The following is a 22,007-nucleotide window of genomic DNA, read 5'->3' on the forward strand; positions in this document are numbered from 1 at the left end:
ATACGTGAATAAACAACAACAGCCCAAGCCTCCCGGCAGTACTTGGACGGATGATCAATGGGATGCGATTACACTCAAGGGTCAAAATATGCTGGTTGCCGCTGCTGCTGGTTCAGGCAAAACCGCCGTACTCGTCGAGCGGATTATACGCCGGATATCCAATGAGTGGGAGCCGATTGATGTTGACCGCTTGCTGGTCGCGACGTTTACCAAGGCAGCGGCATCCGAGATGAAGCATCGCATACGCGAAGCGCTGGAAAAAGAATTGATGAAGCAGCCGCATTCGCAGCATTTGCGCAAGCAGCTCGCATTAATGGGACGCGCATCCATTACTACGCTGCATTCCTTCTGTCTGGAAGTCGTTCAACGCTACTTCAGCCTTATTCGGTTAGACCCGGGCTTCCGCATCGCAAATGAAACGGAGGCAGATCTGCTTCGCCAAGACTTATTAGGCGAAATGCTTGAGCAGTACTACGCCGAGAGCGGAGAGAGCAGCGCCTTCTGGCGGCTGGTCGATTCGTTCAGCGGCGAGCGTAACGACGACGCGATCATGCAGCTTATTCAAAAGCTGTATGATGTGTCGCGCAGTCATCCGTGGCCCGAGTACTGGCTCAGGGCGACGGCTTCGATGTTTGGGCCGCCGGCGCCGCAGGTACCGCAGGACGTGCCGGATGAGGCTGCCTCCGTTATGCAGGAGGCGCTGCCTTACGTTGCCGCTGCGACTGCGCCAGCGGACTATTCGATCTGGGAGCAGAGTCTGATCCGCGACCTGTCTTTGGAGCTGGAAGGAGCCGCTGATCTGCTGCGGCAAGCACAGCAAATCGCTGAATCGCCTGGCGGGCCGGCTCCGTATTTGGACAATTTGCGAGAAGATTTGCTGCTCGTAAACAATTTGCGTGAAACGACCACCTATCCGTGGTCCGTTTTGTATCTTGGTTTTCAGACGGTCGAGTTCGGTAAGCTCAAAGCTTGCAAAGGCGATGACTATGATAAAGAGCTGCAAGAGGAAGTCAAGGAGCTGCGCAATAAAGCTAAAGAGCAAATAAACAAAATGAAAGAAGAGCTGTTCGGGCGTACGCCTGAACAATTTCATCAAGAAATTGCCGAAATGGCTCCTTTGCTTCACACGTTAGTGGATTTGGTTGTTGATTTCGGACAGCGGTATCAAGAGGCCAAGCAAGCTAAAGGTTTGATCGATTTTGCCGATTTGGAGCACTATTGCTTACAAATTCTTAGTGCAGAAGGCTCAATCCCGGGGGAACTGATTCCATCCGAAGCCGCTCAGGCCTATCGCAGACAATTCGTGGAAGTACTTTTGGATGAATATCAGGATACGAACCGTGTGCAGGAAGCTATTGTAGAACTGATCTCAAATACGAAGCCTGGCAATCGGTTTATGGTAGGCGACGTGAAACAAAGTATATATCGGTTCCGTTTGGCTGAGCCAGGACTCTTTTTGGAGAAGTATAAGGCGTACCGTTCCAATAAAGATGAGTCAACAGAAACGTCTTCCGATGGTGGAAGAATCGATTTGGCGCGTAATTTCCGCAGTCGGATTCAGGTTGTTGATGCGGTCAATTTTATTTTTAAACAAATGATGAATGAAACTGTTGGTGAAATCACCTATGATGAGCGCGCTGAGCTTGTATACGGAGCGGGCTATCCGCCATCTGCTTCCGATTGTTCTGTGGAAATGCTGATTGTCGATCGTGGGACGGAACTGCCAGACAAAAGTGAATCGTTTACTGAGGATAGCGATGATCAAGACTCAGAAGCTTTTGGCGAGGGGGCCGAAGGGGCTTCTGATCCCCTAATTGAAGCGCAAGAACTGGAAACAGCGCAGCTGGAAGCGCGCACGATTGCCCGCCAAATTCGAGGATTGCTGGGTGCTGGGGGAGAGGAAGCTTTTCAGGTTTTTGATAAAAGAACCGGTGGTGATCGTCCTGCGACCTATCGCGATATCGTGATTTTGCTGCGGGCGACGCAGGCGTGGTCTCCTGTCATCATTGAAGAATTCAAAAAACAGGGCATACCGGCCTACGCGGAACTAAGCACGGGATATTTTTCTGCAACAGAAGTAGAAGTGATGCTTTCCTTGTTGAAAGTTATCGACAATCCGTATCAGGATGTGCCGCTTGCGGCAGTATTGCGATCTCCGGTAGTGCAGCTAACGGCCGAGGATTTAGCGCAAATTCGGGTCGCGGATAAATCAGTGCCTTTTTACGAGTCTGTCTTACAGGTAGTCAAAAGTGCTGAGTCTGATGATAACGAAGATCTTTTGCAAAAACTGAACCATTTCCTTAGGCTTCTTGAAAAGTGGCGAAATGACGCTAGACAAGGCTCTCTTGCCGATTTGATTTGGAGCATTTATAGACAAACGGGCTATTACGATTTCGCTGGCGGGTTGCCAGGTGGCTTGCAAAGACAAGCTAATTTAAGAGCGTTATACGATCGTGCAAGACAGTATGAAAGCACATCCTTGCGCGGATTATTCCGATTCCTGCGTTTTATCGAAAGAATGAAAGAAAGTGGCGGAGATCTAGGCACAGCGCGAGCGCTTGGTGAACAAGAAGATGTGGTTCGCATCATGTCGATTCATAAAAGTAAGGGGCTTGAGTTCCCTGTTGTATTCGTGGCAGGAATGGCCAAAATGTTCAATCAGCGGGATTTGAATGATGCTTTTCTGCTGCATAAAGAGCTTGGTTTCGGTCCTCGGTTTGTGGATACGGCTTTGCGTGTAAGCTATCCGACACTGCCTTCCTTAGCTATCAAAAGAAGAATGAAACTAGAACTGCTTGCAGAGGAAATGCGCGTCTTGTATGTTGCGCTCACAAGGGCGAGAGAAAAGCTTTATTTACTAGGTACAGTGAAATCGCTCGAGAAGCTGCTGCGAGGGTGGGGGCGTCATCTGTCTAGGACAGATTGGTATTTGCCGGACTTTGAATTAGCTAAAGCGAAGAACTATCTCGATTGGGTTGGACCAGCCCTGCTTCGTCATCCAGATGCGGCTCTTTGGAGAGAGCGGCTCGGTATTAGTGAGGTATCCTCCGGCGTTCGTCTGCTGCAAGATCCTTCACAGTGGAAGTTGACGATTATCCAACCTGAGAGCTTGCAAATGGAAGAAACGTTGGAAGTTGAAAGTGTGTTACCCGACGCAGACCGAATGTCAGCCGTTCATCAAAGTCATTCTGTACCGACAGCGGGCAAATGGAAGAATTGGTTGGAGGATCGGCTTTCTTGGACATATGAATATCCGGATGCGCCTAAGCATTTTGCTAAGACCACTGTGTCGGAAATGAAGCGTTTGTCTGAAATGAATCGCCTTGCGGGAGATATGGAATTTCCATCTGGGGCTGAGACTGCTGTTTTGGATGAATCTACGGTGAAGCCTAAGATTGCGGTATGGCGCAGGCCTAGATTCATGGAAGAGAAAAAGCTAACTGCCGCTGAGAAGGGGACCGTTGTCCATGCTGTCATGCAAAATCTTTCTTTGCAGGAATCGCCGACGGAATCGAGTATAAAGGCAACTCTTGCGGAAATGCTGAACAAACAAACGCTAACGCAGGAGCAGTGTGATGTTGTAGATATTCCGGTTGTATTGAAGTTTTTCGAAACAGAAGTTGGTAAACGGATGGTACAAGCTGCGAACGTGCAGCGTGAGGTGCCATTTAGCTACGGACTGCCTGCGGACGAGGTCTACATGGGAACAGACCGATCCACGATAGGTGAGACGGTGTTAATTCAAGGGGTTATCGACTGTTTATTCGAAGACGAGCTGGGACTCGTGTTGGTTGACTATAAAACGGATGCGGTAAAGGGAAGTAGCGATACAGAACTAATGGTGCGTTATGAGAAGCAAATATCCCTGTATACCCGGGCTGTGGAACATATTTGGAAGCGTCCTGTAAATGGGAAGTTCTTGTATTTCTTTGATGGGGCGAAATTGTTGGAGATGTAAAAGGGTATACGGATAGATAGATAGATAGATAGATATGGGGTATATGGCATGTTTAGGAAGGAGATGAGTTATGCGAATTTTACACACGGCTGACTGGCACTTTGGTCGAACACTCGAAGGACGCAGCCGGTTAGAGGAACAGACCGCATTCATGGATGAGCTTGTGCAGATTGTGCAAGATCAAGCCATCGATTTGGTTCTCATCGCAGGAGATATCTATGACAGCGTAAATCCTCCCGCTGCTGCGGAGCAGCTTTTCTATGAAGGTATAGCCAGGTTGGCTGACGGCGGGAAGCGCCAAGTGGCCATTATCTCCGGCAACCATGATCATCCGGATCGGCTTGCAGCATCTGGTCCGCTTGCGGCTAAACAAGGGATCACGATTATTGGTTTACCGGTCCCTGACATCCAGTCGATTGGTATTGCAAGAACAGGTGAGTTGGCACGTCTGATTGCGCTGCCGTACCCGTCGGAATCGCGACTCAAGGAGCTGCTCTCGGATGTTGCTGAGGAGGAAATACTGCGTAGTAAATATTCCGAACGTGTGGGTGCGCTTATTCGAAAACAAGCGGCTTCTTTTGAAGCCGGGACGGTAAATCTGATCATGAGCCATTTATACGTTCTTGGCGGTCATGAAACGGAATCGGAACGCCCTATTCAAGTAGGGGGCGCCTACACGGTAGATACCAATGCTCTGACGGCAGGAGCGCAATATGTTGCGCTTGGTCATTTGCATAGACCGCAAAATGTGAAAGCAGCGTCTCCTATCCGTTATTGTGGTTCTCCAATCGCTTACAGCTTCTCGGAAGCTGGTCAAGCGAAGTCGGTCACAGTGCTCGATCTAGCTCCGGGACAAGCGGCCGAGCCGAAGGAGATCTTTCTGACTTCGGGCCGCCCACTTGTTAGTTGGAGAGCCAAAGAAGGAATTGGTCAGGTGCACCAATGGCTGGATGAACAACGCGATGCCAATGCCTGGATCGATTTGGAAGTCACGATGACAGAAGCTATGTCCATTGAACAGATTCAATCGCTGCGTAAAGCATACGAAGGCTTCATCCATATTCGGCCCATTTACCCGGAGATGGAGGCAGTCCGAGCTGTTGTATCGAAAGCAGATCTAACAATGGAAGAGCACTTTACACGCTTTTATTCGCGTCAAACTGGCGGTGCACAGCCTGAGCCTGAATTGGTTCGGCTGTTTTTGGAGCTGCTGCAGGAGAAGGATTTGGCGGATGCCGCTGGGGAGTAGGTTTGGGGGAGTTATAGCTTACTCACAAGCTCTTTTTTTAATGAGCTGGGAGAGTAGATGCATTTTGTGCATGTATTTCATGTGATATGGTCATAAATGTGCATTTTGATGCAAAAGTGCAGCAAATACTGTTAAATACTCGCAAATACCTCCCATTTAGAAGAATTTGATGTAGTTTTTGCATTTAAGTTCCTCGAAACTGGCTTCTGCGTGAAAATTAGCTGCAGCTTTTGCAGTATTTTTAGCGCGGAGTGAATGAAGAAGCCTAGGACAAATAGAATGTTTTCAGATGAACAAGCTGCTGCCGATTGGTTAGATGGAAATCAGTGTTTTATACCCGAGAAGTGTTTGTGGATAACTAAGAGAAATCTAAGTTAGTTTTCGGATAACGAAGAAATAAACAAAAGGAACATATAGCAAGTTATTCTAGTGTTTTTATGAAAGGAGGATTTGGCATGCGTCCAATTCAGTTGCAAATGTCCGGGCTTCAGAGTTATCGGGAAATGCAGACGATCGATTTCAGCCAATTAGTGGATGCGGGCGTGTTTGGCATATTTGGCCCGACGGGCAGTGGGAAATCATCGATTCTTGATGCGATCACGCTATCGTTATATGGCAAAGTGGAAAGAGCAAGCGGAGGCACGCAAGCGATTATGAATCATGCGGAGCAGACGCTGTTCGTTTCTTTTACGTTTGAGCTGACAAATGCGGCCGGCACTGAGCGTTATCGTGTCGAACGGCAATTCAAGCGCGGAGCGGAGTTGTCCATAAACGGGACAATTAGTCGGCTTCTACATATTAAAGGGACCGAGACCATCGTACTTGCAGATAAAGCGGGTGAAGTGAATCAGCAGGTACAGCATATTTTGGGTCTGTCTATGCAGGACTTTACGAGAGCTGTCGTGCTCCCGCAAGGGAAATTCGCAGAATTTCTGACGTTGACCGGCAAGGATCGCAGACAAATGCTGCAGAGGCTATTCCATCTTGAACAGTATGGGGACCATTTGAGCGCGAAGGTTAGTTCCAAAGTGAAAGAAACGGACAGCACTGTTAAGCAGCTTGCTGCAGAGCAGCAGGGGCTTGGGGATGCTTCAGAGAGAGCGCTAGAAGAAGCCAATGCCAGACTTCTGGAAGCAGAACAAGAAGCGGTTCGAAGTCGTCTTCATTTGGAACAGCAGGAGAAGTCTTATGACGAACATAAGCAGGTATTTCAGTGGCAGATTGAGAAAAGAGCACTGGAACTAGAAACGCAGAAGCAGCAGGAACAAGAGGCGTTCATCCTCGAAAAGGAGCAGCTTCTTCAAAAAGCTGAACAGGCTGAAAAGGTGAGGCCCTATCTGGAGCAGCATGCTTTGGCAGTCAAGGATGTGTTAACAGGGGAAACACAGCTTGAAATTGCAGCAGCTTCCCAACTAACAGCGGAAACAAACTATCAGCAAGCTGTTCACAAATTTGAACATGCACAGCAAGAGCTGGCTTCACAGGAAGGGCCGCTTTTATTGCGGTTGGACCAGCTGCAGCAAGCACTTGTCATTCAGCAGGAGCTTGAACAAGTTCAAAGCCAAATCCAAGCGGCTCAGATGCAAGAAGCAGAAGTTAAGGTAGCTTTTACGCATTTGCAGGCTGAATTGAGTAAAAACATAGAAACAAAACAAAAAGCAATCCTTAAACAAACCGAGCTTAAAGATCAACTGAAGTTGGTGGAAACCAATTCGGTATCTCGACAACTATTACAATCCGCGGTTCAAGAGAAAAAGGCAATTGAACTACTCCAAACTCAAGAGTTTGATGCTAAGAAAGCGAGAGAAGATAAGGCTGTCGCTTACTCGGTAGTGGAACAAAGTCAATTGCAATTGGCAGCCAAGCAACAAGCTTATCAGGTTAAATTGTCAGGGTGGCTGAAGGAGCTGCAGGAAACTGGTGTAGATGTTAACTTACAAATTGCAGCATTTACCAAGTTCGTTCCTGCTTTACAAGCTTACAAAGAGAGACAGAAGTTAAGTTGGAAAATGCAAGAGCGTCATGCTTTGGCGGCGATTCTTGCTAGTGAGCTTGCGGATGGGGATCACTGTCCAGTATGCGGTGCGACAGAGCATCCGTTAAAGCTGCATAGCGAAGAACCTGCTGAAACAGCCTATGATCAGGCATATGAAGAACAGCTTCGACAAGTGGAAGAGCTGCTTCAGCTTGCAAAAGAGCATCAATTCACGGGGCAGCAGCTGTTGCGAAGATTGGCTTCTGTCCATCGGCAGGCAGTTGATTTGGCAGCAGTTCTAGCTGCATCTGGTCAAGAACACGCTGAATTAACCAGTGAACTCTCTACTATGGCATGGGACGAGGCAGCTGCTGGGAAAGAAGAAGGAGCTACTGCCAATCTTGGGGAGCTTAATGAAGATATAAGTTTTAAGGCTTTGCTAGAGGAATGGAAAGTTATGGAGGCGAGACAAACTTCCTGTATTTCCCAGTCAGAAGAACTTGAACATTCTTTCCAAAGTCTGCAGAAAGAGCATGCACAGCATGCGCAGCAATTCGTACAAGCAGGTGCTCAAATGCAAGCAGCTGCGAGCTTGTTATCGGAAGCGGATAGCAGGCTAATTTCAATAACATCAACGCTAGGTGAGCAGCTAAAAGGTTGGCAGGAGCGCTATGCGGAACTTTCCTGGATAGATGTGGACAAGCAGCTTGAACAGCTGCTTGCCAATGAGCGATTAGCCGAGGAGCTCCGCGGCCGAATTGAGAAGAGTATTCCGTTTCTTGACGAGCTAAACGGGAAGATCGACGAGCTCCAGCGCGCCGCACAGGAGCAGGATCGTACTGCCCTGCAGCTGCATGAACGTCTGCAGGGCTTGGCGCAGCTCGCCGCCGACAAGTCGCGGCAGCTCGCTTTGCGCGCGCCCGGCGCGGCTGTGCCGCAGCTCATCGCGGAGGCGACCTCCGCGCTAGAGCAGCTGCGGCAGCTCGCGCAGGTGACCAAGCTCGCGCACGCTGCTGCGCAGCGCGAGCAGCTCCTGGCGGCGCAGCGATACAGCGCCGCCGCCGAAGCCGCTGCCGCCGCCGCGCGGCAGCTGGCGCAGACCGAGCGCGCGCTGCACGGCGCGCTCACGGATAACGGCTTCGCGTCGCGCGAAGCCGCAGAAGCCGCGGCGCTAGCGCCTGAGCAGCGCCGCCAGTGGGCGCTGCTCGCTGCGGAGCACCGCGAGCGCGAGCAGGCGCTGCGCGCCCAGCTGGCGCAGCTGGCAGCGAAGCTGCAGGGCCGCGTGCTGAGCGCGGACGAGTGGGCGCAGTCGCAGGCGCAGCTGAGCGCCGCGAAAGCGGCCGCCGAGGCCGCGCTCGAGACGCGGGCCAAGGCGGCGCAAGGCGCGAGTGAGCTCGCTACGCGGCATGCGCGGTGGTGCGAGCTTGAGACGCGTCGCGTCGAACAGGCGACGCAGTTGGAAAGGCTTGGCAAGCTGCAAGCCGTGCTTAAGGCCAATGCCTTCGTCGAATACCTCGCCGAAGAGCAGCTCATGCAAGTTAGCCGCGCTGCTTCGGAGCGGCTAGGTGAATTGACGCGTCGGCGCTATGCGATTGAGGTCGACTCTGGAGGAGGCTTCGTCATCCGTGACGATGCCAACGGAGGGGTAAAGCGCCCGGTAAGCACACTGTCGGGCGGTGAAACGTTCCTTACCTCGCTGGCGTTAGCGCTCGCTCTTTCCGCACAGATCCAGCTGAAAGGGGAATATCCGCTGGAATTCTTCTTCCTCGATGAAGGCTTCGGTACGCTCGACCAAGAGCTGCTGGACATGGTCATCGGTGCGCTTGAGAAGCTTCATATGGACAGTCTAGCTGTAGGTGTCATTTCCCACGTTCCAGAGCTTCGCGCTCGTCTAGCTCGTAAATTAATCGTCCTCCCAGCAGAGCCATCTGGGCGCGGGAGCCGCATTGTCGTTGAGGATCTGTAGAGTTTTATTGTATGGGGCTCAGAATTTACTGAGGAAGGTGATCATTTGTTAACTTTCGAAAGACAAAATAATAAGTTTAATTTTAGAGTTGCAGGAATTGCTATCCATAACAACAAGATCCTCCTACATACAACCCCAGAACATGATTACTGGGTTTTACCTGGCGGACGTGTGGAATTTAATGAATCAACTAGTGATGGAATCGTGAGAGAAATCCAAGAGGAACTGGGCGTCGTAGCACATGTGGAACGTCTAAGTTACGTTCATGAATTGATTTTTGCAGAAAATGGTAAAAATTTTCATGAGCTTGGATTTTATTATTTGATCTCGCTGCCAGAGAATAACGAAATCATAAATAAGGAATCTGAATTTAATGGGATTGAAGAAGGTAACAGATTAATTTTTAGGTGGTTTTCATTTGATGAACTAAATCAAACTGAGGTGTACCCCGAATTTATAAAGCGTGATATTAATTTCCTACTGTCTACTGAGGTTATAAAGCATGAAGTGACCAATGAAATATAAAATACAGTGACTTTAACAAGTTCTTCCAACCTTCAACTCCCCTATTCAAGGCTAACGACGCTCCAAGCGTCGTTAGCCTTTTTTACATCCTAAAAATCATCTTTAGGTGAAGTGATCAAGCCGATTCGTACAAGTTGGCATACACTGCAACATCTTTAGGAAAAGGAGAATGTGAATGGCAACATTTAATGAGGCGCTAAAACATAAGAATAGAATTTCCCCCGTTTTACTAAAAAGAGCGGAGGTCATGGCTGTTGGTGTTGGCTATGCGGATCCAAGTAAACCGGCACTCGGAGCTGGCGTTATTGTTTATACGCATAAAAAAATCGTCCCCTCCAGTCTGAGCAGCCTTAAAGGGGTGGTTGCCAAAGCAGGTACGGCAGTTCCCGTTCGTTTCGTGCCTTCTGGGATGTTTAAAACGAATGCATCTGCAACAAAACCAAAAGTCATCCGACCAACATTATTTCGCAATAGAATTCGTCCCGTGCCAGGCGGTGTAAGCATCGGTAAACCGGATCCGTTTGCCACAGGAACGGCAGGTGTGATTGTAATCAAAAACAACCAACTTTACATTCTGAGCAACAACCATGTTCTTATTAAAAACAACTCAACTGCCTTCTCTGCAACCGTGCAACCAGGCCCAGCAGATGCAGCGATTGCCGGTAACACCATAGGGAGAGCCTTTCAATTCGTCAGACTGCGCCCGGGTGAAGTCAATTTCCAAGATTCAGCGATTGCATTGCCGTTTTCAAATAGCTTATTGAATCCAAGATACTTAGTCAGTGCATCAGGGCAGTTGGTTACAGTTCCTGGTCACTTGTTAAGCTATCCTGTCGGTCTTCAAGTATTTAAATCTGGTCGTACAACGGGCTTTGTCAGAGGAACGGTAGAATCCAATAATGTGGATGTACGTGTTTCCTATGGAGGAACGTTAGGGACATTATTGTTCCGAAATCAATCGGTTATTCGCGGGAATACGGGCGCTGTTTCACTCCCAGGTGATTCCGGTTCCGTATGGCTCCGAGCAACAGATCGCTTTGCAGCGGCGCTTAATTTCGCTGGTACTGCGGATGGTATGCGCTCGATTAGTAATCCGATAGGACTGGTAATGGCCACGTATGGTTTACGTATTGCCATTCCGGCCCCTGGTGGAACTTTCAAAGCCGGCGCGATTAAAGGGATTGCTCCACGAGGCAACCATTCTTACGTTCAGCCACTAACAGATGAACAACGTAAACGCACACGCGCTGTGCTAGTTAAGTCTTCTAAGTAAATACGATCATTTCATCCAAAAACCAATGAGTTAAGTCACATTGGTTTTTTGCTTTTTATTTTATTTTTCGACAAAATGCTACTTTATTCCATCTAAAACGTATTAGTTATGGACATAAAAACTTACAACAGGGTCGAAGGGAGTCAACTAATCTTGAAAATCATGAAAAAAAGAATCGGAATTATGTCGTTGGCTGTAGGAATTATTGCGGCTAGCCTAGCGACTGCACCATCGCCTGCTCGTGCAGACATCGTTTGGGACCACTGGCAAAAAGCGGAGTCACTAGGTGCAAGTGGGAATAAAGATGAAGCAGTGCCCCATTGGCAATTCCTGGCTAATCACTATGCGAGATCTGGAGAATGGGAAAATGCAGCTTTATTCTATGGAAATTTGGCCGCCTACTACGATACAATCGGTGATTATGATCAAGCGATTAGCTATTACGAGTCCGAAAACGAATATTGGGTGAAAGCCGGGAAGGATTGGGGGGCTGTTAAGCTGCAGCGTGCTGATCAAATTCGGACTACGGTTGAGTTGTATAGACTGGATCATGATGAGACAACCGTGCAGCAATTAGCCCTGCCAAAAAACAGTCAATTGGCCAAGTTTGAACCTACATACGGCACTTATCTTGGGGTCTACTCCGAACAGGATCCTAAGGTAGGTAATATTTTCACGAAAATGGAATCGGTTTATGGTAAAAAACACGCGATATATTTGGCCTATGCACACTGGGGTCAAGGATTCCCTGCTACGTATGCCAAGAGAGCAAAAGATGCAGGTGGCGCTTTGCAAATCGCTTGGGAACCTGACGATGGCTTAGATCCGGTTACAGACAGCACGTATTTGCGCAAATGGGCACAAGATGCCAAAGCGGCAGGCATCCCGATCTTCTTGCGTTTTGCTGGGGAAATGAATGGTGCTTGGGTCAAATGGCACGGAAACCCTGCTCAATATATTGCGAAATTCCGTATGCTGCACGATGTATTCGCTGCTGAAGCTCCGAATGTCGCGATGGTTTGGAGTCCTGGTGATGTACCAGCGAATGATATTGACCCTTACTATCCGGGAGATGCATATGTAGATTGGGTAGGGGTGAGCCTGTACATTGAGCCCTATGAAAATGGGAATCCGTCTCTGCCTTCCATGATTTCTACGAGCAGTGTGGAGAGGTTAACTAGGCTTTACAACACCTATTCGGACCGTAAACCTTTAATGTTAAGTGAAACAGGGGTCCCGCATTACGCGCACTCGGCAGACGAGGATTTCACCGAATGGGCGAAGCTTAATCTGCAGCGTTTATATGAGATTATGCCTTATAAATATCCTAGATTAAAGGCTATCACTTACTTTAATGTCGATCAAAAGATGGAGAACGCGAAAAACGACTATTCACTCTCCACTTCGTCTGAAATCCAAAATTACTACAGCAAGTTAATTGCTAATCCTTATTTGTTATCCAAGGTGACAGACGCAGCTAAACCTGATGATCGTCTGGGTTATGTACCCGTAGATGCGAATCATCAGACTTTTACGAAACAAACCAAGTTAGTTCCTTTTGTCAAAATTCCTGACGTTTACATAGGTAAAGTAGAGTACATCTTAAACGGAAAAGTGATTGCCTCTCAAACAGATTTGCCTTACGGTCTAGAATTGAAAGCTGGCGATGTTCCGGAGGGTTCCGTCATTCAAATTAAGGTTTATAATAAATCCGGTAAACAAACAGCTTTACGCACCTTCGGTTTATCCTCACAAGTATCTGTCGAGATTGATGGGAAAGAGCAGAAATTTGAGCAAGCGCCTGTCATTGTAAAAGGATCAACGTTCACGCCGCTGCGTGCGATTTTCGAAGCTATGGGTGCAACGGTAGATTATGAAGCAGCAACTAGAACAGTTACAGCCAAAAAAGGAAGTACAACATTACACTTAACTCTTGATGAGAAAACGGTATATGTGAACGGTAAAGCTATTCAGTTAGATGAGCCAGCTCAGCTGGTGAACGGTTATACACTAGCTCCTGCTAGATTCGTGGGGGAAACCTTTGGCGGCAAAGTCGCTTGGGATGGCACCAGCAGAACGGTTACGATTACAACCAAATAGAAGAATGTCTTCAAAAAAAGGAGCTGTTTCATCGCCTGACAAGAAAGTCAGAGCGTTGGAGCAGCTTTTTTCCTATGTATTATATACATTAAAAATAATTTAGTTAAACGCGTAACTGATAAATCAATTTAATGGTAAAAAGATAGCGCTATCATATTGTAATATTAGGAATTGTATCTTATAATCTAGTTAAACGTGTAACTAAAGAGGGTTGAGGAATGAAGAAACCAACAATTAAAGATGTAGCCAAAGTCGCAGGCGTTTCAGCAGCCGCAGTGTCCTATGCATTAAACGGTAGAACGGATAAAGTCTCTAATGAGACGATCGAGCGCATTAAGAAAATTATTGAAACCTTAAACTACATACCTGATTTCTCGGCGAGAAGTTTAGTCAAAAACCAATCCAAGTTGATTGGCATCGTGATTCCACAGACCGAATCGCACAAGCAGCTTATACTTGAAAACCCTTTCTATAGCGAAATGATAAGCGGTATTGAGGGCAAGCTTCGCGAGTATGGGTACCACCTCTTGTTATCTGGCGTTAACCAAGGGGAAAGTTATCTGGATTTATCCGTTCAGCGTAATCTGGATGGTGCCATTATGATGGGTATTTATCCGGAACAGTTTTATGACGGTTTTAAGAAGATTAATATCCCGATTGTTCTGATCGATAGTTACATTAACGACAGTTACTTCAAGCGAATCGGCATTGATGACGAATATGGTGGATATTTGGCTACCAAGTATCTGATTGATAAGGGCCACTCTAACATTGGACTTGTGACAGGAGCGATTCGTAAAGACGGTGTTGTCGAGAAGCGTTTTCTAGGTTACAAACGTGCGATTCGTGAAGCAAATTTCTTTTATAATCCAGATTATGTATTTGAAGAATCCATGAGTTATGAGCATGGTATGGCAGCCGGACAGCTCATCGCAAACAAGTTTCCCGAGATCACTGCTGTATTTGCTACGGGGGACATGGTCGCATTCGGAGCGATTCGAAGCTTGATGGACATGGGTAAAAAAGTGCCGGAAGACATCTCCGTCATTGGCTTTGATGATATCACGATGTCGAAGATGTTTATTCCGCCACTAACGACAATCCGGCAAAATATAACCGAAAAAGGCGCTATTGCGGCCGAACATCTCATCAACATGATTCAAGGCGGCGTGGAGCAAGAAGCGAATGAAATTATGCTGCCGCTAACGATCGTAGAGAGAGCAACCGTTAGAGCCAAGGATAATTAACACGTAGGAACCGGAAAAGGAGAACGTCATGGTCGGACAAAAGAGATTTTCCAAAACAGTTGTCATTATCGGATTTTTATTACCAAGTTTAGCCGGTTTGTTTCTGTTCCAACTCATCCCGATGCTTTCATCTGCTATCATTTCCTTCACAAATTGGGATTTGTTAACCCCGGCGAAGTTCGTTGGGGTGGATAATTACACCGAGGCTTTGCAGGATGAGAAAACGCTTACATCATTAAAGAACATTCTTCAATACATCCTAGGTTATTTACCCTCTGTTCTTGCTTTTGGTTTACTGTTCGCCGTTTTACTGAATAGGAAGCTAAGGGGTATAAAGCTTTATCGGATCTTCATCTTTGTACCCGTCATCACTTCGTGGGTAGCTGTTTCCATCGTATGGCGCTGGCTGCTGAATGGTCAGAGCGGACTCATTAATTACCTGCTGTCACTAATAGGAATTCAGGGACCCATGTGGCTGCAGGATTTTGTGTGGGCGATGCCCTCCATTATTGCGGTTAGTGTATGGAAGGATATCGGCTATGTGACCGTCATACTTCTTGCGGGATTGCAGGATATTTCGGACGATTATTACGAAGCGGCGACGATTGATGGAGCAGGCGGATTTGGGCAGTTTTTCCGTGTAACGCTCCCGCTGCTCACGCCTAGCATCTTTTTCGTACTTGTCATATCACTCATTAATGGCTTCCAGCTCTTTGATCAGGTGCTAGTGATGACAGGTGGCGGTCCGGCAGGGCAAACGAGCACGCTTGTGCAGCAAATTTATGGGAATGCTTTTCAAAGCTATAAAATGGGCTTTGCCTCTGCGCAGTCATGGATCTTATTCGTCATTATTTTCGCCGTCACCATCGTTCAGCAGCAGCTTCAGAAAAGGTGGGTTACCTATGACAGATAAATATATGCCGTATCGAAACATGCTTTCACACCTCATTTTGATTGTGGCGGCTGTCGTGCTCATGTTTCCTTTCGTCTGGATGCTGTCGGGTTCCTTTAAGGATAACTTGGAAGTCGTCAGAATGCCGCCTAATTTAATTCCCGATACGTTTAAATTCAGCAACTATGTCGAGATTACGAAATACTTTCCGATCTATCGCTTTTTGGGCAACAGTGTTGGTGTCTCCTTAGTGACGACGGCAGCGCAGATCGTTGTGTGTGCGATGGCTGCATTTGTTTTTGCTAAAATACCTTTCCGAGGCAGGGAAACGCTATTCGTTCTCTATTTGATCACGATGATGATTCCTATGCAGGTGACGATGACGCCGCTCTTTATCGTGTTTCAAAAACTGCACCTGACGAATACATATCTCGGACTCATTTTGCCAGGAATCTTCAGTGCTTACGGGACTTTCCTGCTTCGACAACACATCATGACCATTCCTGATCCGTTGATTGAGGCAGCCAGAATAGATGGAGCTTCGTATGTGAGAGTATTTGTGAGCATTATTCTTCCGCTTAGCAAACCTGCTCTTGCGACGCTAGCCATTTTTGCTTTCATGGCTTCGTGGAACAATTTTTTATGGCCGCTTATTATTACGAGCGATAAGGAGTTGATGACACTTCCGATTGGATTAAGCAAGCTGCAGGGCAGATGGGCGACGGAGTGGAACATTTTGATGGCGGGGAATGTGATCAGCTTTATACCGATTTTCATTGTGTTTTTGTTCGCATCGAAATACTTCATTAAAGGAATGACCATGAGTGGCGTTAAAGGATAATGAGAGGGGTGATGGAAGTCGTTTGAGACGTAAGTGATGAAATGAAAATGGTAAGTTAACTGAAGAAAATTCACAAGAAGAGAGGGTTTAAAGATGGTTGCTAAAAAAACAGGTTGGGTCGTAACGTTAGGTATGGTAGTTTCACTTGCAGCTACGGGGTGTGGTACCGATACAAAAAAAGAAGCTGCGTCAACGCCAAAGCAAGAGCCGACGGCAGCTGCAACAGCAGCGGCAACACCAGAGACAAAGAAAGAACCGGTTACCCTCAAGTTCATGCAGTATACCGCAAGCGGTTCGCAAGAGCAGACGCTTGGCGATATGGTGAAAGCGTTCGAGTCGGCCAATCCTGACGTGAAGGTCAAAGTGGATATCGTCGATTACAACAACTACTACACGAAGCTCAATACACAGCTCGCATCGGGGGATGCGCCTGACGTATTTGAGGTCGGTTATGAAAACTTCGTCTCTTATGCCGCCAAAAATACACTAAAAGACTTGACGCCGATCATTGCGAAGGACACGACGTTCAAGCCAGAAATCTACAAAGGTCTTGCCTATGACTCTTTCAAGTATAGCGGTAAGCAATATGGAGTCGTAGAGTCTTTTTCAGACGTAGTTCTTTTCTATAATAAGGACTTGTTCGACAAAAAGCAAGTTGAGTATCCGAAGGCGGATTGGACGTGGAAGCAAGAGCTGGAAGCGGCTCAAAAGCTCACTGACGCCAAAAGCGGTGTATGGGGAACCTACTCACCAATTCAATTCTATGAGTTTTACAAAACCATTGCTCAGAACGGCGGAGGTATCTGGAGTGCAGATGGCAAGCCGACTGTAAACAGTAAAGAAAATATCGAAGCCTTGAACTGGATGCTGGATAAAGCGAAAAAGTATAAAGTTTCTCCAGCGCTCAACGATGATACTTTTAACCAGCCGGATGCTGACTTAAATGCATTTAAAGCAGGCAAGATTGCTATGCTGCGCGGCGGAATTTGGAACTTTGGCCGCTTTGCGGATGCCCCTTTCAAATGGGATATTGCACTCGAGCCGGGTAATACGAAGAAAGCACATCATTTCTTTGCAGATGGCCTTGTTGTTTCTGATAAAACGAAAAATGCCGAAGCGGCCTGGAAATTTATTAAATTCATGTCCTCCGATCCTTCTGTTGTTAGCAAACGAATTGAGAAGGGTTGGAGTGTACCGGCTGTTTCGGATGAAAAAGTCATGGAGGCTTATTTCAAACAAACGCCGCCAGCTTCGAAGAAAATCGTACTTGATGCATTGAACTCGCTAGTACTGACGCCGGTAGGTCCAATTCCGGACAAATGGAACGATTTGACTAAAGCGATCGGTGACGAGCTGGACAAAGCGAAACTGAAATCCGATTATACAGCGGAAAAAGCGCTTAATGAAGCGCAAGCTAAGATTGAAAAACTCGTAACTAAATAGCGTAGTGCGGACATAGAGTCGGCAGGGAAGGGGCATTGTTGCGGCAACGGCCCCTTTCTCATTCATACACATGGGATGGAGTAGGAGGATTTATGGTGCAAACAGTAGATTCAAATCAGAATATTAACTACTTTTTAGATGAACATACAGGTCAGATTACGATCGCAGGGCAGCTTGCCACTATTAGGGATATTGCCTTTTTGAGTTACGCGCTTATCCAGCGTGGTGAGGCGGAGCTTACATTACCTGTACTGCGATTGATGAACAGCGATCCATTTAAGGGAGAGTTGAAGCTAACGGATGAGGCGCTCCGGATGTGGGCTTTCGGTGAATATCTCAAGGTAACGGAAGATCAGGATTTCAAATTGGAGATAGAAGGGATTATCGAGGAAACCACCTTGCTTCTTGATAGCAATTGGCAGAAACCGCAGCCTCATTGGCTGCAGCACGGGAACGAGGGCATTTATTTGAGCCATTTGGCGATGTACTTCGCTGCGGTTCAAGCGAATATTCAGAACGGAATTGGCGAGCGAGGTGTGCGTTTACTGAAGGCGATTCGTGAGCTTGTCTTTGCGAGCTTCATTAAAGAGGGCCGAGTTGTTAGCGAATTAGGTGATACAGCGATTCATGGGGATATCCTCACAGCGGCGATTCCTTTCGGAATGTTGGGTATTGAAGACCGTATCCTGATCGAAGCCTTGTATAAACTGGAAGAAACACTTGTAAGTAAAGGTGTAAGATTCAAAGTTGGCGACACCTTTTATGGAGGCTGTGAGCGAGCTGACCTGACCTGCCTGTTGGCATGGTACTACGCTAAAAAAGGGGACACGGTCAGGGCGAAAGAGTTGCTCGCTCATGTGGAGACGCTTCAGAACGAAGATTCGAAGCTGTATGAGGTAGACGCTTCTACAGCCAAAGAGCCATTACTGCTTGCTTATTGGCGTGAACATGCAGGGGAACCGCCTGTCAGTACATGGGGGGGCGTACTGTTGGAGCTTGCACAGGCTGCACTTGTTTCAGGTGATGTCCGTAGTGAAAGCTTGGACAGCATCGCTCTGGTGCATCAACCGACGGGTTACGATGACCCTTACGTCATCCTGCCTTACGAGCGGTTTCCCCGTCATCCCGAAGCTGGGGATTCGGTGCTTGTACGCCTCCTGACTCAGCCTTTTCAGGCGAGTCAGGTCGTGACCGTGCAGGCCGTCGTTAATGGCATTCCGGCGGCCGAAGCCGTGACCGCCGTCATGAAAGTAACGGACGGCGGGGAAAAGGTCTGGGAAGCGCAGCTGGGCCCTTACCTCGCAGGTGACGAGGTCAGCTATGCTTTTGCGCTTCAGAGCGGAAGCAAGTCGCTGCGCTCAGCGACTTACCGCTTTCAAGTGCGGGCATGGACGGCGCTGGAGCGCGTCCATGGGCTGTATGAGACGACGGATGGCTTCGTCGTCGAATTGGCTTACGGTGCGGAGGACACCCGCACCGCACAGCTGTCTTTCCGCGCCGATGAGAGCGGTGCGATCAAGCTGACGTTCGCCACCGATGGCGGCGAACTTATGCAAGGCGCGCCGGCGCAGCGGGCGGCGCTGGCTGTTGGACGCGCACGGCTGGAAGCCGAGGTGCGCGGAGGCAAGCTTGCGCTCGCGCTGCGCAGCACGGAGGGTGTGCTGATGGAGGGCTTCGCCGCTGAAGGGAAGCCGCTCATTGAAGTGTTGACTGACGACTCTAACACGCTCCATAAGCTTCGCTTGAACTTGAAAACGAAGCCGGAGCATCGCTGGTTCGGCATGGGAGAACGCTTTTCCCATTATGAATATTCGGGTCATGAAGTCGATCAGTATGTGTACAATCAGTACCGGGATCAAGGACTGAAGACTTACATGCCGGTTCCTTTTGCCCTATCCTCCGGGGGGTATGCGATCTTCGTGGATACGGCGCTTTATTCGACCTTCCGCTTTCATACGCGATTATCTGATCTTGTTGAAGTGGAAGCGGATGTGTCTCCGTCAAACCAACAGCTGATCGCGTATTTATTTGCGGAGGAGCCGCTCGCGATGGTCGGACAGTTCACCCGTCTATCGGGCAAGCCTGTATTGCCGCCGAAGTGGTCGTTTGGACCTTGGATGTCCAGCAATAACTGGGATTCTCAGGCAGAGGTTTTGAAACAGGCTGAATTAACAGCGAAGTATCAGATCCCGTCCACCGTGCTTGTTATTGAGCAATGGAGTGACGAGGCGACGTTCTATATTTTTAACGATGCGCAGTACAATGTCAAAGACGGTAACCAACCATTTCGCTATGATGAGTTCCAGTTCCCGGAGTGGGGCCGTTGGCCGAATCCGAAGGGGATGGTCGAAGAACTGCATGAGCAGGGGTTGAAAGTGCTGTTATGGCAAATCCCCATTCATAAACATATGTATGGCGTGGCTCACGGTCAGCGCGATCAGGATGAAATTACACTGTTAGAGCAAAGTTACTGTGTGAAAACGGCGGACGGGGAGCCGTACACATTGCCTTATAACTGGTTTAAAGATTGTCATATTATTGACTTTACGAACCCGGAAGCGGCGAAATGGTGGTTTAATAAGCGCCAATACCTCGCAGATGAGATTGGTGTGGATGGCTTCAAAACAGATGGCGGCGAATTCGTCTTTGGTCACGATCTGCAGTTCTATGACGGCTCTACAGGCCGTGAAATGCGCAATTTATATCCGAATTTGTATGTGGGCAGTTATTACGATTTCATCCAGCAGTATGCCAAAGATGGAGGCATTACCTTTAGTAGGGCGGGCTACACGGGAGCGCAGCAGTACCCGATGCACTGGGCTGGCGACGAGCGTTCGACCTTCCAAGCCTTCCGCTCTTCGATGATTGCCGGGTTATCCAGCAGTATGTCAGGCATCCCCTTCTGGGGTTGGGATCTGGGTGGCTTTCATGGGGACATTCCGACAGCGGAGCTGTTTATAAGATCCACCCAAATGGCCGCTTTTTGCCCAGTGATGCAGTATCATGCCGAAACGAAAGGCGAGTTCAATCAAGACAGAACGCCGTGGAACATTGCGGAACGAACGGGACAGCCGCTAGTCATCGATTTATATAAAAGGTACGCAGACATTCGGATGAACCTTTTGCCTTACATCTATGATCAAGCGATTCGTACCAGCCGAACGGGGCTGCCTATGATGCGTGCGATGTCGCTTCAATTCCCTGCTGATCCACATTGCACCGAAATGATTAGTGAGTACATGTTCGGAGAAAGCTTGCTGGTCGCTCCTGTTACGGAGGAGGGTCATGGGGCTAAAGAGATTTATTTCCCGGTAGGGTCATGGTTATCTTTGTTCGATCAAGATGAGGTCCAAGGTCCTTGCTTGATGAAAGTTGCTGCACCTTTGGAAAATATCCCTGTTTATCAGAAACAGGATAGTGTCATTGCGCTCAATCTGGCAGAGAATTATTCACTTGGCGATCATGTGGGCAATCGAGTGAACGGCTATGAGCATTTGTGTTTCCGTGTTTATGTTGTGGGTGAGCTGAAGGCAGAGTTTGAGGATGACCTAGGCAATCAAGTGACAATTAAAGCAAAAAGAGCTAACGCTCAGATCCATTTGCAGTGGTCAGGCTGTCTTAGTCATAATCAATCCATAACCTTTATTTTACATCAACCAGATGGTGTATCTATCGTTTCAAATTCAGAAGCAGAACTTTCACCAGTCGATCATGTGGAACAACTGCTTCCGGGTCATTTTATGATTAGTCAAAAGAATCTGCTCATTACTGTCCAGGAATCGGCAGGAAGTCTGGTGATAGCGCAGTGATTTTGTTCGGGTTCCCTCACTGTGGAGATCACACAAAGTCGTACCTTACTTGGAGCAGAGGATTACCCGCTCGTGTTAGGTTCCAACGTATTGAACTGAGTCAAGCCCGATTATCCATGCGCGAGGTTTCTTCTGATCTATGGGAGCATGCTTTGAACGAGACCTGTCAGCACGTCAAGCAGCAGGTGATGCCTGGTGAAGAATATGTGTTTATCGGCCATTGCTGGGGCAGCTTGCTTGCCTTTGAAGCCAGTCATCGCTTGAAAGCAGAAGGCATTGCGGAGCCACGTCACTTATTTCTATCCGGCTGCAGCGCACCGCACCTTCTCAGGCCTCGCGGTGGGCTGAATGGCATGCAGGGGGATGCATCTGAGATTGGCTGCCAGCCAGTGGAGGTATATCGTGCTCAGGTCAATCGTGAGCCGCTTCGTGCTAGATTCAGTGTTTTTACAGGTAAGAAGGATGAACATGCGCTTGTTGACCATTTGTCAGAGTGGAGCCGTTATACCGCGAAAATATGCGACGTGCACGTTTGCGAAGGGGATCATCATTACTGGCAATCGGATTCAAACAAATGGCTTCAGCTCGCACAGACGATTGTAGAAAGGGAATATCTAATGTAAGTAAACGGCGGTCGCAATTGGTTTGGATCTGCGACCGCCTATAATTGAAAGGGGGGATGCTTGGAACAGCGCATATATGGCGAGGAATAACGGTTGTGAGCCTCAA

Annotated in this window: 12 protein-coding genes; all 12 read left to right on the plus strand. The window is 48.1% G+C overall.

All coding sequences use genetic code 11. The features are described from left to right. The first annotated feature begins 4 nt into the window (after positions 1-4). Positions 5-3,958 (plus strand): helicase-exonuclease AddAB subunit AddA, encoded by a 3,954-nt coding sequence (gene addA / locus NYR53_RS13825; protein ID WP_261305707.1) that lies wholly within the window; start codon positions 5-7, stop codon positions 3,956-3,958. A 70-nt stretch (positions 3,959-4,028) separates the two neighbouring features. Beyond that, the gene (locus NYR53_RS13830) at positions 4,029-5,207 is read left to right on the plus strand and encodes an exonuclease SbcCD subunit D (protein WP_261305708.1); all 1,179 of its coding nucleotides are present in this window, start codon (positions 4,029-4,031) and stop codon (positions 5,205-5,207) included. Positions 5,208-5,662: 455 nt separating this feature from the next. Beyond that, the gene (locus NYR53_RS13835; RefSeq protein WP_261305709.1) at positions 5,663-9,148 is read left to right on the plus strand and encodes an AAA family ATPase; all 3,486 of its coding nucleotides are present in this window, start codon (positions 5,663-5,665) and stop codon (positions 9,146-9,148) included. A gap of 45 nt (positions 9,149-9,193) precedes the next feature. Next, a complete protein-coding gene (locus tag NYR53_RS13840; RefSeq protein WP_261305710.1) occupies positions 9,194-9,673 on the plus strand; it encodes an NUDIX hydrolase in 480 nt (159 codons plus the stop codon). Positions 9,674-9,848: 175 nt separating this feature from the next. Next, entirely contained in the window at positions 9,849-10,946 is a 1,098-nt protein-coding gene (locus NYR53_RS13845; RefSeq protein WP_261305711.1) for a chymotrypsin family serine protease, read from the plus strand. A 162-nt stretch (positions 10,947-11,108) separates the two neighbouring features. After that, entirely contained in the window at positions 11,109-13,046 is a 1,938-nt protein-coding gene (locus NYR53_RS13850; protein ID WP_261306363.1) for a stalk domain-containing protein, read from the plus strand. Positions 13,047-13,264: 218 nt separating this feature from the next. Further along, complete coding sequence (locus NYR53_RS13855; protein WP_261305712.1) at positions 13,265-14,293, plus strand: LacI family DNA-binding transcriptional regulator; 1,029 nt, start codon at positions 13,265-13,267, stop codon at positions 14,291-14,293. Between the two features lie 28 nt (positions 14,294-14,321). After that, a complete protein-coding gene (locus tag NYR53_RS13860; protein ID WP_261305713.1) occupies positions 14,322-15,206 on the plus strand; it encodes a carbohydrate ABC transporter permease in 885 nt (294 codons plus the stop codon). Beyond that, positions 15,196-16,026: a carbohydrate ABC transporter permease gene (locus tag NYR53_RS13865; protein ID WP_261305714.1), complete on the plus strand. Its 831-nt coding sequence runs from the start codon at positions 15,196-15,198 to the stop codon at positions 16,024-16,026. The genes NYR53_RS13860 and NYR53_RS13865 overlap by 11 nt, the downstream gene beginning before the upstream one ends. Positions 16,027-16,119: 93 nt before the next feature. Beyond that, a complete protein-coding gene (locus NYR53_RS13870; RefSeq protein ID WP_261305715.1) occupies positions 16,120-17,469 on the plus strand; it encodes an ABC transporter substrate-binding protein in 1,350 nt (449 codons plus the stop codon). A 92-nt stretch (positions 17,470-17,561) separates the two neighbouring features. Beyond that, on the plus strand, positions 17,562-21,278 hold the full coding sequence (locus NYR53_RS13875) for a glycoside hydrolase family 31 protein (protein WP_261305716.1): 3,717 nt from the start codon (positions 17,562-17,564) through the stop codon (positions 21,276-21,278). Beyond that, a complete protein-coding gene (locus NYR53_RS13880; RefSeq protein ID WP_261305717.1) occupies positions 21,275-21,901 on the plus strand; it encodes a thioesterase II family protein in 627 nt (208 codons plus the stop codon). The genes NYR53_RS13875 and NYR53_RS13880 overlap by 4 nt, the downstream gene beginning before the upstream one ends. Positions 21,902-22,007 lie beyond the last annotated feature (106 nt).

This window comes from Paenibacillus andongensis (assembly GCF_025369935.1).
Lineage (GTDB): Bacteria > Bacillota > Bacilli > Paenibacillales > NBRC-103111 > Paenibacillus_E > Paenibacillus_E andongensis.